The organism is Bradyrhizobium genomosp. I (2014) (assembly GCF_000261685.1).
In the GTDB taxonomy this organism is placed as follows: domain Bacteria; phylum Pseudomonadota; class Alphaproteobacteria; order Rhizobiales; family Xanthobacteraceae; genus Bradyrhizobium.
The window spans coordinates 1-15211 of record NZ_AJQE01000043.1 but is presented as its reverse complement, the minus strand read 5'-3'; the positions used below and the strand labels follow the sequence as shown (position 1 = coordinate 15211).

Annotated in this window: 18 protein-coding genes and 1 pseudogene; 10 read left to right on the top strand and 9 right to left on the bottom strand. The window is 61.6% G+C overall.

All coding sequences use genetic code 11. The annotated features are described in order from the left end of the window. From tnpC to tnpA, 3 genes are all read right to left on the bottom strand, one after another. A partial coding sequence (gene tnpC, locus IC50_RS04705) for an IS66 family transposase (RefSeq protein WP_035701067.1) occupies window positions 1–1004 on the bottom strand: 1004 nt, incomplete at its 3' end. A gap of 45 nt (window positions 1005–1049) precedes the next feature. Further along, window positions 1050–1370 (bottom strand): IS66 family insertion sequence element accessory protein TnpB, encoded by a 321-nt coding sequence (gene tnpB / locus IC50_RS04700; RefSeq protein ID WP_425304745.1) that lies wholly within the window; start codon window positions 1368–1370, stop codon window positions 1050–1052. Between the two features lie 23 nt (window positions 1371–1393). Beyond that, entirely contained in the window at window positions 1394–1795 is a 402-nt protein-coding gene (gene tnpA / locus IC50_RS04695) for an IS66-like element accessory protein TnpA (RefSeq protein WP_035701061.1), read from the bottom strand. Window positions 1796–1801: 6 nt separating this feature from the next. Here tnpA and IC50_RS04690 point away from each other — a divergent pair. The 3 genes and pseudogenes from IC50_RS04690 to IC50_RS04685 all read left to right on the top strand — a co-directional run bounded on the left by IC50_RS04690 (window position 1802) and on the right by IC50_RS04685 (window position 4411). Next, a pseudogene (locus IC50_RS04690) lies at window positions 1802–2701 on the top strand (LysR substrate-binding domain-containing protein). Between the two features lie 634 nt (window positions 2702–3335). Further along, entirely contained in the window at window positions 3336–3551 is a 216-nt protein-coding gene (locus IC50_RS41070) for a hypothetical protein (protein ID WP_157460848.1), read from the top strand. 347 nt (window positions 3552–3898) lie between these two features. After that, window positions 3899–4411 (top strand): DUF1236 domain-containing protein, encoded by a 513-nt coding sequence (locus tag IC50_RS04685; RefSeq protein WP_244429535.1) that lies wholly within the window; start codon window positions 3899–3901, stop codon window positions 4409–4411. A 113-nt stretch (window positions 4412–4524) separates the two neighbouring features. Here the strand turns inward: IC50_RS04685 and IC50_RS04680 are convergent, their stop codons facing one another. From IC50_RS04680 to IC50_RS04670, 3 genes are all read right to left on the bottom strand, one after another. Beyond that, a complete protein-coding gene (locus IC50_RS04680) occupies window positions 4525–6660 on the bottom strand; it encodes a pyrroloquinoline quinone-dependent dehydrogenase (protein ID WP_035701057.1) in 2136 nt (711 codons plus the stop codon). Further along, the gene (locus tag IC50_RS04675; protein WP_202948121.1) at window positions 6657–7025 is read right to left on the bottom strand and encodes a hypothetical protein; all 369 of its coding nucleotides are present in this window, start codon (window positions 7023–7025) and stop codon (window positions 6657–6659) included. Before IC50_RS04675 ends, IC50_RS04680 begins: the two co-directional genes overlap by 4 nt. A gap of 273 nt (window positions 7026–7298) precedes the next feature. Then, window positions 7299–7541, bottom strand: a complete 243-nt coding sequence (locus tag IC50_RS04670) for a hypothetical protein (RefSeq protein ID WP_035701055.1) — start codon at window positions 7539–7541, stop codon at window positions 7299–7301. Window positions 7542–7656: 115 nt separating this feature from the next. On the opposite strand from IC50_RS04670, the gene IC50_RS04665 reads away from it, so the two are divergent. The 4 genes from IC50_RS04665 to IC50_RS38330 all read left to right on the top strand — a co-directional run bounded on the left by IC50_RS04665 (window position 7657) and on the right by IC50_RS38330 (window position 10048). After that, complete coding sequence (locus IC50_RS04665; protein WP_035701081.1) at window positions 7657–7860, top strand: CsbD family protein; 204 nt, start codon at window positions 7657–7659, stop codon at window positions 7858–7860. Between the two features lie 152 nt (window positions 7861–8012). Next, window positions 8013–8234: a hypothetical protein gene (locus tag IC50_RS04660; RefSeq protein ID WP_035701052.1), complete on the top strand. Its 222-nt coding sequence runs from the start codon at window positions 8013–8015 to the stop codon at window positions 8232–8234. Between the two features lies 1 nt (window position 8235). Continuing rightward, window positions 8236–8685: a hypothetical protein gene (locus IC50_RS38335; protein WP_333938157.1), complete on the top strand. Its 450-nt coding sequence runs from the start codon at window positions 8236–8238 to the stop codon at window positions 8683–8685. Window positions 8686–8773: 88 nt separating this feature from the next. After that, the gene (locus tag IC50_RS38330; RefSeq protein WP_244429537.1) at window positions 8774–10048 is read left to right on the top strand and encodes a DUF4142 domain-containing protein; all 1275 of its coding nucleotides are present in this window, start codon (window positions 8774–8776) and stop codon (window positions 10046–10048) included. A 166-nt stretch (window positions 10049–10214) separates the two neighbouring features. Here the strand turns inward: IC50_RS38330 and IC50_RS04645 are convergent, their stop codons facing one another. After that, window positions 10215–10961: a Crp/Fnr family transcriptional regulator gene (locus IC50_RS04645; RefSeq protein ID WP_244429534.1), complete on the bottom strand. Its 747-nt coding sequence runs from the start codon at window positions 10959–10961 to the stop codon at window positions 10215–10217. 319 nt (window positions 10962–11280) lie between these two features. Here IC50_RS04645 and IC50_RS04640 point away from each other — a divergent pair, with 319 nt between their 5' ends. The 3 genes from IC50_RS04640 to IC50_RS04630 all read left to right on the top strand — a co-directional run bounded on the left by IC50_RS04640 (window position 11281) and on the right by IC50_RS04630 (window position 13480). Next, on the top strand, window positions 11281–11658 hold the full coding sequence (locus tag IC50_RS04640; protein ID WP_157460843.1) for a hypothetical protein: 378 nt from the start codon (window positions 11281–11283) through the stop codon (window positions 11656–11658). A 78-nt stretch (window positions 11659–11736) separates the two neighbouring features. Beyond that, window positions 11737–13116, top strand: coding sequence for a cation:proton antiporter (locus tag IC50_RS04635; protein ID WP_050990889.1), 1380 nt, complete (start codon window positions 11737–11739; stop codon window positions 13114–13116). Then, a complete protein-coding gene (locus IC50_RS04630; RefSeq protein WP_035701046.1) occupies window positions 13103–13480 on the top strand; it encodes a hypothetical protein in 378 nt (125 codons plus the stop codon). Before IC50_RS04635 ends, IC50_RS04630 begins: the two co-directional genes overlap by 14 nt. A 99-nt stretch (window positions 13481–13579) precedes the next feature. Here IC50_RS04630 and IC50_RS04625 read toward each other — a convergent pair whose 3' ends face one another. Both IC50_RS04625 and IC50_RS04620 read right to left on the bottom strand, forming a co-directional pair. Continuing rightward, the gene (locus tag IC50_RS04625; RefSeq protein WP_157460841.1) at window positions 13580–14266 is read right to left on the bottom strand and encodes a peptidoglycan-binding domain-containing protein; all 687 of its coding nucleotides are present in this window, start codon (window positions 14264–14266) and stop codon (window positions 13580–13582) included. 419 nt (window positions 14267–14685) lie between these two features. Beyond that, window positions 14686–14976, bottom strand: coding sequence for a hypothetical protein (locus tag IC50_RS04620; RefSeq protein WP_157460839.1), 291 nt, complete (start codon window positions 14974–14976; stop codon window positions 14686–14688). Between the last annotated feature and the right edge of the window lie 235 nt (window positions 14977–15211).

Below are 15211 nucleotides of genomic sequence, written 5' to 3'. Positions count from 1 at the left end.
GGCTCGAAGCCGCCATAGCAATCCGCCTGCAGAATGCCGACGAAGGCGGCCAGATGCCTCTGAGGATTTTTGCCCCGTCGATTGCCCGAGGCATAATAGACCGCCGCCGGCGGCGCAGGCCCGGCGAACGGCCGGTCATCCCGCACATACGTCCAGATCCGGCCGGTGGTGCATTTGCCCTTCGCCAGGATGCGGATGGTGGTGTCGTCGCCATGAAGTCGCTCGGCCGCGAGCACATGACGCTCGATCAGCTGGAACAGCGGCATGACGGCGAAGGTTCCGTGGCCGACCTGGTCGGCCAGCGTCGACAGCGGCAGATCGATCCTCTCGGCCTTGAAGCGCACGCTCTGGCGATTGAGCGGGATATGCATGCCGAACTTGTCGAACAAAATCGTCGCCAGCAATTGTGGGCCGATGAAGCCGCGGGGCGTCGCATGGAACGGTGCCGGCGGCTGGCTGATCTTCTCGCAATCGCGGCAGGTGAACTTCTCGCGTACCGTCTCGATGACCTTAAAGCGACGCGGAATCTCCTCCAGCGTCTTGGTCACATCCTCGCCGACCTTCGCCAGCCGCGATCCGCCGCAGCAGGCACAGGTCGTTGGAGCCTCGATGACGACGCGCTCACATTCGATGTCGTCCGGCCACGGTTTGCGCACCGGCCGCTTGCGCGTGAAGGCGCTCACGCTCTGGGTTTTTGCCGCGGCAGCCTGCGCAGCCAACTCATTCTCGGTCGCCGTGGTGGCGAGTTCTTCGAGCTCCAATTCCAACTGCTCGAGTAACCGCGCCGTGCGCTCGGAGCGCTGCCCGTGCAGTTCGCGTTTGAGCTTCTCGATCCGTAGCTCAAGATGAGCGATCAGCACCGCGCTGTCCGACAGCTCCGCCCGCGCGTTGGCGGCATCCGCGACTGCCACATCGCGTTCAGCTTGCAACGCCTCGCGCTCGGCCAGCAGCGCAAGGTAGGCGCTTGCGAGATCCGACGGAAGATCGTCCGGCTTCGATGTCATGAAGCCATTGAATCAGATCGAGCATCAGATTCAAACCCAAAACGATTATCCGACCCGCGTCGGACGCTGGGTTTCTTGCGGATTGCGCCAATCGATCCCGGACAGCAGGTAGCTCAACTGCGCCAGCGAGATCGTTACCGCCTCACCGGCCACCGATGGCCAGATAAACTTTCCTCTCTCGAGCTTTTTTGTGAACAAGCAGGCTCCCTGACCATCGTGCCAGATCACCTTCACAAGATCGCTGCGGCGACCACGGAAGACAAACAAATGACCGCTAAGCGGTTCTTTGTGCAGCACCTCCTGCACTTGGAGGGCCAGCGATGGAAAGCCTCTGCGCATATCCGTGTAGCCTGTCGCCAGCCACACTCGCACATTCCCTGGTACAGAAATCATCGGCGTCCAAGCACATCGAGGACCCGCGCCAACGCCTCCGGATCGACGTGCGCATCCACCCGGATGCACCGTCGGTTGCCGAGATCGATCTCTATCAATCCAGTACGCGCGGCTGCCGCCGAACGAACTCGGCCATCAACCGTAGGCAAAAGCTTCGGAGTTTCTTCAGCCGAGGCCGCTACGGCGGCGATCTGCACCGGCGCAAAAGATGGTGCAACTTGTTCCGATATCCGTGCTTGTCGACGCCAGGTAAACACCAGGCTGGCCGCTACTCCGTTGCGCCGCGCAACCTCAGTTACCTTCGCGCCCGGTGCCAGCGTCTCCTCGACAATCCGTGCCTTGTCGTCCTGCGACCAACGCCGCAGCCGCTCGAGCCCGCCCAAAACCTCGACCCGCATCGCCTGATGACCTTAAAGCTAGACTTAAGGTCACACGCTTCGCGAATTACCGCCCGTCACGCAAGACGGTCCTCGTCGGAGGCGTACAATGAGCCTCACCTGACGCCAAGTGCTGTCAGTCATACGATCCGCAAGCTGGAGGACACGCTTCGCACCGTTCTGTTCGAGCGCAGTGCGCGATCAGTTCGGCTCACACCGGCCCGCGAAAAACTTGATGCGCCACACGGGAGCGGCGTTCGATCAGCTTCGCCGTGGCCTTGAGAAAGTCGCCGCGCGCGGACCACAATTGGTGCGCGTCCATTCGGCACCCAATTTTGCTGCGCAGTGGCTTGCACCACGGCTTGCACAGTTTCTCGCCCCTTATCCGAAGCTCGAGGTGCGCCTGGCTGCGAGCACGGACTACGCTCGCTTCAGGAACGATGATTTCGATATCGACATCGTTTACGGTCCGCCGCGCGCGGAGGGCGTGGAGGTTGTTCCTCTCCCGGAGGAGACGGTCACCCCGCTCTGCTCACCTGGCCTGGCAAAATCGATCAGGAAGCCTGCCGACCTTCTTAGTCAGACGCTAATCGCTCGGACGTGAAGCAGGTCCATTGGCACCAATGGTTCACGGCAAACGGATTGGAAGCCCCTGCGCTCCACGGCATGAGATTCGATCGCAGCTTTCTGGCAATCGCCACGGCCGCGGAGGGATTGGGAGCGGCGCTGGAATCAACGCTTCTGGCCGAACGCGAACTCGCGAGCGGGCGATTGGTTGCGCCGTTGGCAGGACGCGCCAACGATATCCGGTACGTCGGCCATCGCCTGATCTACCCGCGCGCCAGCCGGCAGAGATCCGTGGTACGCGCCTTTGCAGATTGGCTCGTGGCGCAACTCGGCGGCGAGACAGCAGGTTCCTCGCACTAAGATCCAAGTCTGGCCGAGCATCACCGCAACCAAGCAAGCGATCGGCTGTTTTGGGTCTGAACTCCGACGGTCGCGTCTTCACCGCGCATCGAGGTCAGCGTCAAGGGCAAGCAGGCCTACATCACCCTTGCAGCTGTCCCGTTCGCGCCCAGTATCCGATGCGCTGCCATCGATCGGGCGAAATCGCAGATAATCGTAGTCTGGCGTGCAAAATCGTATGTTTGGTAGCAGGGGAACGACCCGAACCTCCGACCGTCTTTCGCTTTGAGGCTCCGCATTCGAAAAGCCGGCTGCGCAAGCTTCGATGCCGGACAAAAACTTTTTGAAATTGCATAGGCGTGCCTGCGGCGAGAACCCTCCTTTTTATTTTTGTCGGCGAACACCGCGCGTCACCCTGCTGGTATTTGTGCTGGTATCGGCAGCAATCGATGACAAAAGTGGCTTCAGATTCAATTGGTTATAGCTCTAGGCAATTATCGGCCAGGGGCACCAACTAGGCTGTTCAAGCCCGTTCTAAAGCGTCGCAACGGTCCGCGCAATGCTCGGAAATCCTTGAAAAATAGGCCCTTCTGCGTACATTCTTGTTCGTCACCGTTTGTTCTCCTTCGATCCCAGAGGCGCGGAGTATCTTTAAGTGGTTGAGTTCCAGGCCTTGCTCTTAGGTCAATCACCATTCAGAAGGCAGCAGGGACATGAGCCAAAAAAAGGATCTAGTTTCGGATTGCAAATGATCTTGAGGGCGGAGAACACACAAGGCCTGCGCACCTTGACCCGGATCGCTTATGCTGTGGCTAACCTGATTGCCTTGTCGGTCCTGATCTCGATCGTGACCATCGCGTCGCCGGCTTGATCGCGAGCCGGGCTTGCGGTGGACGCGGCAACGTCGGGCGCGAGAGATAGCGGGCAGGGAGGGTAGTCCCCTGTGAGCTCGCGGCCGCGCGCGGACGAAGGGCGCTGCTAGGTTTCGTCTCGTCTGTAAGTTTCCGGCTTCGTCGGCGGGCCGGTGCCGGGGCCGAGCAGCCCGGCCGAGCCGTGTCCGCGACCGAGCCTGAGATCTTCAAGCGAAGAATTCACGAAAAAACGTCACCTATCACTGCTAGCCGAGGAACGCGAGGCAAGCAGGCAACATTAGTGATGCAAAAGGCTTAGGACACGTCCATGTCAGATCGGAATGATAGGCTGCGAGGATCAGGCAGATTGTTCGCTGGCGCGGCCGGCGTCGCTATCGTTTTGGCGATCGGCGTCACGATTTGGCCGTTCCTGACAGAAGACCAGCTGGGTACGCCACCCGGCGGAGCGAACCCGGCCACTCGTTCGGATACCACGGCCTCTCGGGGAGCGCCTGCGCAGAACGCTGCGCAGAGCACCGTCGGCAGGACCGACCCCGCCGGCCTGGAAGATTCAGCTGGGGGACGTGCTCGCGCGATCAAGCAGAGCTCGCACGCCCTGACGCTTGATCCTCGACAACGGTCGCAAATCAGGAATGTGATTGCCGATCATCAGGATGCGCCGAAGATCGAGAAGGCCCCGTTCGAGATGATGATCGGAGCTGCAGTTCCCGAACAAGTCGCAACGAAAGACATTCCGGTCGATCTCACAAAGATCATGAATGGCTATTGGGGAGATCAGTACTTGCTGGTCCAGAACGATCTGGTGATCGTTGACCAGCACAGCCGGCGCGTCGTGGCAATCGTACCGTCGGCTCTCTGAATCGCTAGCGCCGTGCCGATCGTGCTTCTACGTACAGGACCATGATGATGCGGTCTGCCGCTCGGCGGACAGCGGTTCATGATGTTGGTTGCCCCGAACGATGCACCCCCGCCCTACGGTAAGGCATAAACGACGACCTGATCGCCGACTTGGTCCTTGAGGATCGTGTTGCCTCCCGCGATGAAGGCGACGTATTCACGGCCCTTGTACTCGTATACCGCGGGATTGGCGACCGCAGGCGCCTGCACGATGTCGGACCAAAGCTCCTTGCCATCGGTGAGGGAGTAGGCCCGCACCTTGGCATCCATCGAGGCTCCGATGAAGATCACTCCTCCGGCCGTCACCACGGGGCCACCGATCGTGACCGAGCCCATGGATTCCGGCATGTAGAAGCCCCACTTCTGCGAAGCGCCGACGGGACGGCGCCACTTGATGTCGCCGGTCCTCATGTCGATGGCGGCGATCTCGCCGAACGGCGGTTTCCAGCATGGCATGCCGAGCCAGTTCAGCGCGTTGTCGAGTGACATGCCGTAGGGGGCGCCCTCTTGCGGGTAGAAGCCTTGCTCGTTGCCCGACCCGCCGGTGTGCTGCTCGTACTCCTTGCGAGGGTATAGCTTGATGTACTGCACCACGTGCGAGAAGTTGACGATGGCCGTCTTGCTCTGCGGATCGTACGCCACGCCTCCCCACTGCACGCCTCCGGCGGAGTCGGGGTACGCGAAAGTGCCCTCACCCTTGCGAGTCGGCGGGGTGTACATGCCTTTGTAGTCGAGACTGTCCCACAGCCGCGAGCATTCGCCCAACCCGAGGACATCGGCGACGCTCCAGATGGGAGGCTTTTTCGATTGGTCGAGCAGCGGCGCCGGCTTGGTGGGAAACGGCTGCGTCGGCGCGTAGACTTCGCCCTTGATCGAGCCATCGCCGCCGGGGACCGGGCGCTCTTCGATCGGCCAGACGTCCTTGCCGGTGCGGCGGTCGACGACGAAGAGAAACCCCATCTTGGTGGCCTGCATCAGCGCCGGGATCTGCTTCCCATTGACGGTGATATCCATCAGGGTCGGAGCGGAGTTGATGTCGTAGTCCCAGATATCGTGATGCACCCACTGGCGAGACCAAACGACCTCGCCGGTCTCGAGGTTGAGCGCGGTTGTGGAGGTCGCCAGCGGGATCGGCTCCGTACGGTTGCCGCCCCAGTAGTTCGGAGACGGGCTGGAGACCGGGAGATAGACCAATCCGAGTCCCTCGTCGACCGACATTGCCGTCCACACATTCGCGGTGCCGGTGCGGGCCGCAATCTGCGGCGGGAGCGCGGAAAAAGCCCACTGGCGCTTGCCGGTCTGCGGATCGAGCGAGAATACGATGCCGGGCGGGGCCTCGGCATAGGCCCAGTCCTTGCCGGCCCATCCCAGGATGACGTGATTGCCGGCCACCGTGGGCGGCTGGAGCAACGACAGCGGGTACTTGTCGTTGACGTGGTTCCACTGGTTGACGTCGAGTACGCCACCTTTCGCAAAATCGCGACAGAGCTGCCCGGTGTCGGCGTCCATGGCGAAGAGTTGCGCGTCCATGGTGCCGAGATAGACGATCTTCTGGCATGGTCGGTTGGCGACCGGATGCGCTGCCTCCCAGTACGCGATCCCACGGTTCTTCAATGCTGGCTGAGTCAATGCTTTGAGCGTCGATTTGGAGTCGAAGGTCCATTTGACCTTGCCGGTGCCTGGATCCAACGCGATGACGCGATAAAACGGCGTGCCGATGTAGAGCGTGTCGTTGGCGAAGATCGGCGTTGCGGACCAGACGGTGGTGGGCAGCTTGCCCGATCCATCCGAAACGTCACCGGTGTGAAACTCCCAAACCTTCGCCAGCGACTGGACGTTGTCGGCCGTGATCTCGGTCAGGGGAGAATACTTCTGTGCATTGAGCTGGCCGTGAAAGGTGTTCCAGACGGGATGGGCGGGAACGAGCGGGATCGGCTTCGGCTCGGGCAAACGGCCGGACGGCTGCTGAGCGCCTGCTTCCACGGCTGCCGACGCGCCGTTGGCCATGGGTGAAGATTCGCGACTATTGGTGTTGCCCGGTCGCTCCGGCCCGGCGCCTGAAGGCTTTTGTTGCTCTGGGCTTGGAATTCCCCCGGAGGTGGCTGCAGGATTGTCGGTGTCGTTCTGTGCGACGGCTGGCGGCAGCGCAACGGCGAGGGCAAGCGCGAGCGCCGCAAAGGGGGCAGATCTGAGGATTGGACGGCTGGTCATGCCGCGGCTCTCCTTGGTCGCGATGGGGCGGCAAGCGCCACGACCAGCCCGACGAGGACGACCACCATTGCCGCCGACAACCACCACGCATGCAGGAAGCATGCGGCGGTCACCGTGCAGAGCGCACCAATCAGCCCGAGCGTCCAGAACACTCCGAACAGCATCCCGCGTCCGCTAAACCAGAGGACCAAGGCGTCGACGACCAGCGCCAGGCTGGAGCCGATGACGAGCAACGCACCCGGCGTCCCGGTTATCCCGGTCAGGGGGACGAGATAATAATAGAGCGCTAGCAGCGCGCCCGCGGCGGCTGCGACCAGCACGATGAAGGGGCCTAGCGGCCTGCGTTCAGGGGAGGTCAGGTGCAAGTTTCATGTCTCCAAGCTTCATAGCCCGCGAGCGCGGCAGTGGCTGTGATGCAACGGACGCGAGCGAAGAATATTCGTTCAGGGATATGGACTGAAGGCGACCCGGGGATAGCGGTCAAAGATGCCAGCAACATTGTTCCTGAACATCGCTTTGAGCGTCTCCTGCAAGCCTTTGTGCATTTCGGGAGGCCAATGCGAGCTTGCGCTGTTCGTTCCAATGCGTGGCTTGCATCGTTCGTAGTATGTCGTAAAGGCCCTCACTCACGGCCAACATCACGGTTCGTGCGGTGACGCACCATTCAGAGGTCGAAGCATCGGCCGCATCTGCATGCGCGCCGATGCGTCTGGATCGTCCACGCCATAATCGATGGATTGCTTGCGCGATCGCAGAAGACGATGCGCCAGCAGGACATGTGCGGCCAGGCGGTCGCGATAGATCATGATCAATGCGCGACGGTACGCTTCCGCGCGGACTGTCGGCCGCGCGATAACATACGGACCGGCATCGATCTCCAATCGGCGCACATCGCGAGGACGATGGAATTCAGCAGGCGGCCTGATTTGGAACGAGACTAGCAACACGGCATTGCAGCCCAAGAGGGGCGCCGCCAAAACGAGAATGGAGACCGCAATGGATTGGGATCGTATCCAAGGAAACTGGGAGCAGATGAAGGGCAAGGTCAAGGAGCAATGGGGCGACCTTACAGACGACGATCTTGATGTCATCTCCGGCAAGCAAGATCAGCTCGAGGGACGTCTTCAGGAGAGATACGGCTACGCGAAGGATCGGGCCAGACAGGAAGTCGACGATTGGTCCAACAAGCTGAAATCCTAGTTGGGCGTCGCCGCCAAGGCTTGGCAGCCATCGCGTTGCAGAGGACCGAAATGCGGGCGTTCTAAGAACGTTTGCTCGACGAAAAACGGGATAGGAACCCATCCGTAACAGCTGGATTTCAAGGGTTCGGCAAAAGCTCCAAGGAGCTCAACATGGCAACGCAAATCGTAATGGATTCGACTGGTGACGCCCGCTATCAGTTCGCTCCGGATGATGCCCGGGAAACGTCCGAGGCCGAACGACGTTTCCGGCAACTCACGTCGACCGGGTTCACGGCCGCAGCGCGGACCGCTACAGGCGACCTGCGATTTGTCCGCTCGTTCGATCCCACAGTGCATGAGACGCTCTTCTTTCCGCGGCTTGTGGGTGGCTGATGTGAAGCTCTTCAGCTTGCGTCATGTCTTCCGGGAGTTCCGGCATGTCTCCCGGGAGCCGAGGCTGGTTGCGGCACGCGATCTGTACAGGAGCTCGCAACGCGAGCGAACGCCTGAGGCGCGGGGCCGAAAGTTATTGAGAGAGTGGCTTTCGCCGGCGCAGCGCGAGACCTTCGATGCTTACGGCTATGTCGATGTGCTCGGGAGCGAAAGCGGCCAAAGGTACCGCATTTATTACGGCAGCATATCGAACATTCGCGAGCTGAACGAGAAGGATGATCCGGTTGCCGGGCTCTGCTTCGCGCCAGCTGCGGCCTTGCCGCCGGGTGACGTCATGCTCGCGCAAAAGATCGTTCTGGAAAACGACGAATCGCGGGCGCTCGCAATCGCCAATCGGTTTCATTCAACGTCTCAGCCGATTCAGGTCAGAAACGCGCATCGCGCGCGCTGACGATTCACCGGAACGTGCGCCAGCGTACTGTCCGGATTGAAAACATAACCTGCGGCCGGCGTTTGTGATCTGGAGGCGCGTGAAGCTCATGCGCCAGGACTTCATGGAGGATTCTCGCATGAGAACAATTGCTCTTGCTCTATCAGGGTTGATGATCGTCACGTTCCCAGCCGTGGCGCAGAATGGTGGCAAGTCGGCCGGCGGTGCCGCCGGCGGCGCGATGCAGGCACCGAGCGTCCCTCAATCGCAGGGCGCTCAGAAGTTCGTCGACGAGGCCGCCAACATAAACATGATGGAGATCGAAGCGGCGCGTGCGGCGGAAAACACCGCAAAACGGCCCGCCTACAAGGAATTCGCGTCGATGATGGAAACAGATCACAAGAATCTGGGGAATAACCTGAAGCGGATCGTATCGGAGATGGCAGGGGTGGAGATTCCTGCTCGGCTCGATCAACAGCATCGGGAGAAGCTCGCGCAGCTTCAGCAGCTGAACGGCACGAAATTCGAGCAGAGCTACCGCCAAAGTCAGATTGACGGGCACCAGCGTGCGATTCGGATCTTTCAGGACTTTGCCAACGGGAACGGAGGAAACGCAGATCTGAGATCATGGGCTCAAGCTTCCTTGCCCGTCCTGCAAAAACATCTGCAGAGTGCGCAAAATCTTCCGGTCGCGAACGATCAGGTTGGCGCCGTGGGTGCAGGCGCTAGTGGTGCCACCGGGAGCGCTGATCGGAATAATGCCGATCATGGCAATGTGACCGTCGGCAAGGCGAATTCTGCCAACCAGAGCGACGCCCAGGGGCTCGTCAACGAGGCGGCCCAGATGGTGAAGACCATGCAGGACGATCCGGAGCTTGCCAAGGCTTTGAAGAAGGCAAAGGGGCTCTATCTGGTCCCGGACTTCGGACGTGGCGCGGCGATCGTCGGCGTGCGGGGTGGAGCGGGACTGGTGACCGTACGGGAGAACGGCAAGTGGAGTGATCCCGCCTTCTATGACTTCGGCGCGATCAGTTTCGGACCACAGGTCGGCGGATCCGGCGGTCAGGTCGCGTTCCTGTTGATGAGCCAGGGCGCGGTCGACGCATTCAAGAGCGGAAACAAGTTCTCTCTGAATGCCGACGCCGGCCTCTCGATCGTCAACTATTCCGCCAACGGTCAGGCATCCTGGGGCAAGGGCGATATCGTGATGTGGAGTAACACATCCGGGGCCTATGTCGGCGCGACCATCAGCGTCACCGACATAAATTGGGACGACGACAACAACCGTCAGTACTACGGTCGAGACGTCGACATGACCAAGATCTTGAACGGCAGCGTCAGCAATGCTGCTGCTCGTCCTCTGAAGGCGTCATTGCCCGGATAGGTGTCCCCTTCAAGGGAAGAAGCCCCGCGCGTGACCCGGTCTGGATCGGCCGGGTCACCAACGTTTGAAGCGCGAGGAGCTGGCAACGCAGCGAGAAGCGGTGACGCTGGTTTGAGATACTCGCAGATGGATGACGTTGATCCCCTGTGCCGATCGATACGACGGCTCAGGCCATGATCCCCTGCGACAGATGCGCGGGAAACCAGGATAGCTGACGATCATATTCCCGATCCATGATTCTGAAGCAATTGCAACAGAGATCAATTAGGCGGCGATGGTCCAGGATCACGACAAGACCGCGATCCGTTCTGACAATCGCCTGGCGTTCCAGATGGTCGAGGCAGTCTGTAATGCTCGCGCGTCGGACGCACAGCAACTGCGCCAGGATTCCGTGCGTCAGAGGAATGTCGTCACGTTCCAGGCCACGGCGGGCCATCAATAGCCAACGCGCCAGGCGTTGCTCCAGCCGATGCGCCGCATTGCACGCGCCGGCCTGGGACGTTTGCACCAGGACGGCGGCCAGATGTGCGTTCAATAGGCGTTGCAGGCTGGGAAGATGAGGCAACATTGGTCGGAACGCGTCGATTGCGATCCGGAACGCAGCGCCGCCCACCTGGACGGTTCTTCGATAGAGCGGTTCGGCGTGCTGGGCCAGCATCAGCGGTGCACCGACCATGCCCTCGGCCCCCACGAGCCAGACTTCCATGAACTTCTCAGGCCCAATCTTCGCCGCGATCGAAACCAGGCCGTGCTCGACGAAGTAAACGTGCGTCATGGGGAGCTGGTAATGGTGAATGATCTGGCGCGGCACGAGCGTGACCAGTTCGGACGCAGACAACAATTGCTGCAACTCGGCAGGAGGCATTCGTTTGAGGAGAGCATTGCTGACCATTTGAGCGACCTGTTGACGCACGACTCGATTGTCGATCCGGGAAAGCGGTCGAAGTGCCCGTGAAGCCGGCCCGACCGGCCCCGCCGCCTAGGTGACCGCCAACTTCTGGGTGGTGCCATCGTTCCTAGCCCGGTCATTCCGCGACAGCGGCGGCCCATCCCGACCGCCGAGGAGCGGCAGGACAATTGACAGATCCGCCGTGTGCCCGGAACGAACGGCAACTTGGAAGAGACGCGCCGCAATTGCAGTACGAGGACGTACCAAGGGACCTTATGCGTAGAACCTTCGTCCATCGCGTCGGTTCAAGCTCCGCATCACCTTTCAAACCAGGAGAAGTAGAATGTCTGGACGGCTCGTCGCGTCTTCGCTCTTGATCCTCGCTGCGCTTCAGGCTCCCGCCCTCGCGCAGGGCAGCAACTCTCAGTCTGCATCACCGAACAATCAAGCGAACAATCAGTCATCTCAGCCCTTGCCGCGGGAGATCAAGCAGAAGCTGCAGAAGCAGGGCTTCAGTGACATCAATGTGGTGCCAGGATCTTTCATCGTCAGCGCCAAGGACAGCAACAAGGATCCGGTGATGATGGTCATCGGGCCGCACTCGCTGACCATGTTCACGGAGATCAGCACACAGGGCCAGACCACCGGAAGCGCCTCCGGTGGTTCGGGAAGTTCGACCAGCGGCGCCAGCAATGCGCAGGGCGGCCAGAACAACAAATAGTCTGGTCGTCGTCGAAGACCGATCGGGCGCGGATCGCACCCCAGCTGTGATCCGCGCCGCTTCGTGCTTGGAGTTCTCATGGCGACAGCCCTCGTATTCCTCGGTGTTGGAGGATTGGTGATCGTGTCGGCATGGATGCCGCTCTTTCTCACATCCGTGCCGGTATCGCTCGCCATGGTCGCCATCGCCGGTGGCTTCGTCTGCGGTTTGCTGGGGGTGCCCGCCAACTTCTTGAGTTTGGCCGAGCTGGAACCCCTGGTGTTGTGCGCCATGCTGCTGGCCGTTCTGGGCGCTGGCCTGAAACTTGATCGGCGATTTTCCTCTAAGGGGTGGGGCAGCACGTGGCGGCTGCTGGGGGCGGTGATGCCGCTTTCGATCGGTGCGATCGCGCTTCTGGCGCACGTCCTGCTGGGAATGCCGCTGGGCCTATCCATCCTGCTCGGAGCGGCGCTCGCACCGACCGACCCGGTGTTGGCCTCGGAGTATGCCGCGGGGCCGCCTGGCTCAGGTGAGGAGAGCGAAACGCGCTTTGCTCTGACGTCGGAAGCCGGTCTCAATGACGGCGCCGCCTACCCATTTGTGATACTGGGCCTTCTCATGACGAGGGGGCAGATCAGCGATTTAGGGGGCCTGTGGCACTGGTTGGTGCGAGACGCGGCCTGGAACGTGGCGGCAGGCGCAACCGTCGGCGTCGGACTCGGATGGATGCTGGTCAAGATCAATGCCCGTCTCCCCGGCAGTCACCGCCTGTCGACGTCCAACAGCGGGCTGGTGGCGGTGGGCCTCGCGTTCGCCACCTATGGGGTTGCCCTGCTCGTCGATGGAAACGGCTTCGTCGCGGTGTTCTGTGAAGCGGTAACGATGCGCAATCTGGTGGATGTCGTTGCTTACAGCCGGCGGCTGAATCACGCTGCCGATCAGTTCGAGAATCTCGGGATGGTGCTCGTTATGACTGCGTTAGGTCTCGCAATTGCGAGCGGCCTTCTGCACGGCGTGGGCTGGCGAGAGACGGCCTTCGCGATCCTGGTGTTGCTGATCGTGCGCCCATTCGCAGTCGCAGTGGGAATGCTGGGCTCACCGCAAGACCGCGTAACGCGCGCTGCGCTCGGCTTCTTCGGAATCCGGGGCGTTGCATCCATCTACTACGCGGCGCACGTCGGCCCGGAGCTCGCGCAAGCCGACGCTCAACGGGTCTATGCGCTGATCGGGCTCGTGGTGTTCGCCTCGGTACGGCACAACTGCACGCCTCGCCGCGGGCTGGCTGCGCGGCCATGCCTGCAGCCGCTGAGCAACGCCGGCAAGGGCGCGATCAGGCACGCCATGACCGGAAGCCAAAGAGGTCGGTCACGGCGGCTGGGCGGATCACGGCCGGCTCAGTGCACCAGGTGCGCGATCCTTGCTCAAGCTAGAGCCATCGCCCTGGCCGGCATCAGCGCTGGCGGGCATGCGACTCTTTGACCCGGATGCTGCGTTACCGGTGGTGGCTGGGGAGATGGTTTGTGAATCCGCCGTGGCCGAGTTGCCGGGCTTGCTGCCTGAGCCTGGTGCAGAAGAGTCCACCGCACTCTTCGAGCCATCTGCGGATGTCGCGGCGGTCTCCGCTGTGGGGCTGGGTGTGGCGCTGGAGCTTTTCGTAGAAGTCTGGCTCGGCGCCGCTCCGCTTGAAGACGTCGTTCCGGTGTCGGATCCCTTGTCGGCCGTCGACGAGTTCTCGCCGTTGCAGCCGACGAGCACGGTGCTGGCCGATAGCATCGCTGCAAGTAGGAGTGTTCTGCTCATCATGTCATCCTCCCGGACAGGCGGGGTCTGGAATGCGCCGTAGATGCATCAAAACGGGGGCTACGCAGAAGGAAGTCGCAGTCGTGACCTGTGGCTTCGAGAGCCGCGCTGAACTGCGCAGCTCTCGATCCACGATGGGCGGCTACTCGTTCGATCCGCCATTGGTAGTGTCCGTGGCGCCGCCATTGGCCGGGGCATTCGCGCCACCGCCGGCATTGACCTGGTCATTTCCTGCTGCATTGCCGGCGTTGTTGTTCATCGTGTTGCCGGCTCCGCCACCGTTGTTCGTGAGCGAGGAATTGCGGCGTTGGCCACCTGCGCTGCCGACGGTCTGCCCGCCGCTCGGGGCCTCGTTCGTAATGCGCTGCGACGGAAGCGGGGCACCACCGATGTTGGATGCGTTCTTACCACCTCGAGGCGGCGGCGCGCCGTTATTGTTGGCCAAGGCCTGGTTGCCGTTTCCGAGCGGATTGCCAATGAGGTTGTTCCAGAGCCCGAGAGCTGCGATCGACGAGAGATTGAGATTTCCGGTCGGCTCGAGTCCATGCGCTTGCTGGAAGTTCAGCAGCGCGTCCGCTGTAGCCTGATTCCAGACACCGTTCACCTGGCCGGCCGCGTAGCCGAGACGGTTCATGGCCTGCTGCACCTGGCGCACCGCGGATGGCGAGATCGTCAAGATGGCGCCAGCTCCGGAAGCGTTCTCGTTGCTGACGCGCTGGCTCGCCATGCTGCGGCCATTTGCGCCGTTGGCGTTGTCGTTGTTGTTGGCTGAACCACCGCTACTTTGTGCAACCGCAGCTGGGGCAGCGAACAAAGTTGCGGCGAACACTGCGGCAGCGTACTGCGTCCTCTTCATTTCATGACTCCATTTCTGTTGGTTGACGCCGACGCAGAAACGGCGACGACGATGTTGTGGCAAAACCCGCGCGAAGGCATCGTTCCAATGCGGAAGTCCGTGCGGCCGCGGAGGTCTGAACGCTTCCGTACCCGCTTGAGCTCGGGACGAACGGCATGCAGCAGGTCGTGGCGACTTTGCTCTATTCGACGGCTGAATTGCAGACGTCTCGCGCGCGGGCGCAACGCCTGCGCATCAAATCGACATGGACACAGTGAGCGAGGCCGCCTTCAAGAGGATGCTTGCGCGCATGGTCTGCAATTTGAGGAACGGCACCGCCGAGCCAGAGTTGGGACGGAAAGGAATTTCGTGATCAGGATCGAGGAAGACATGACGAGACAGATTCCCCAGCGTCAACCGAGTTCGAATGCATGGCCCGTCTTCGTGGTGACCGCAATCGCAGTCGCTGCGATAGGATGGTGGTTGTGGAGCATCAATACACCGAGCCGCAGCGCAAGCACGGCGCCGAACTCGCAGGCCTCTTCTTCGGTTTCGGCTGCACCGTCAGTCACGCCGGTCCCACCAAGCAAGCAGGCGGCAAACCCTTCGTCATCCGAGACGACCGGCAAGGCCGACAAAGAGCCTTCGACTTCGACGGCAACCGGGCAGGCCAGTGGCGGAACGTCGTCGACGCGTCCGGACACTGCGATTCCGGTCCAGCGCTCCAATATCCGGAGCGGCGATCTCAACGCGAGAGCGAACCATGTTGCGACCGACGCCGGTGCGACGGTCGGTGCGAGCCGAGGCGGCGTAGGACTCAGCGGATCGCCTTTGCCGGAGCCGGCGGCCGGCGGGAACGTATCCGCCGCCGACCAGAATCGGCTGGCTCCGGGAGCCGCCGGTTCCGGTGCAAGCGGCGCGCTGAGTCGTTAACGATGG

What these genes read in the sequence shown, in the direction of transcription:
- tnpA (WP_035701061.1), bottom strand. Translation starts at nt 1,795, where the DNA reads ATGCGGGTCGAGGTTTTGGGCGGGCTCGAGCGGCTGCGGCGTTGGTCG.
- IC50_RS04680 (WP_035701057.1), bottom strand. Translation starts at nt 6,660, where the DNA reads ATGACCAGCCGTCCAATCCTCAGATCTGCCCCCTTTGCGGCGCTCGCG.
- IC50_RS04665 (WP_035701081.1), top strand. Translation starts at nt 7,657, where the DNA reads ATGGATTGGGATCGTATCCAAGGAAACTGGGAGCAGATGAAGGGCAAG.
- IC50_RS04660 (WP_035701052.1), top strand. Translation starts at nt 8,013, where the DNA reads ATGGCAACGCAAATCGTAATGGATTCGACTGGTGACGCCCGCTATCAG.
- IC50_RS38330 (WP_244429537.1), top strand. Translation starts at nt 8,774, where the DNA reads ATGCGCCAGGACTTCATGGAGGATTCTCGCATGAGAACAATTGCTCTT.
- IC50_RS04640 (WP_157460843.1), top strand. Translation starts at nt 11,281, where the DNA reads ATGTCTGGACGGCTCGTCGCGTCTTCGCTCTTGATCCTCGCTGCGCTT.
- IC50_RS04635 (WP_050990889.1), top strand. Translation starts at nt 11,737, where the DNA reads ATGGCGACAGCCCTCGTATTCCTCGGTGTTGGAGGATTGGTGATCGTG.
- IC50_RS04630 (WP_035701046.1), top strand. Translation starts at nt 13,103, where the DNA reads ATGCGACTCTTTGACCCGGATGCTGCGTTACCGGTGGTGGCTGGGGAG.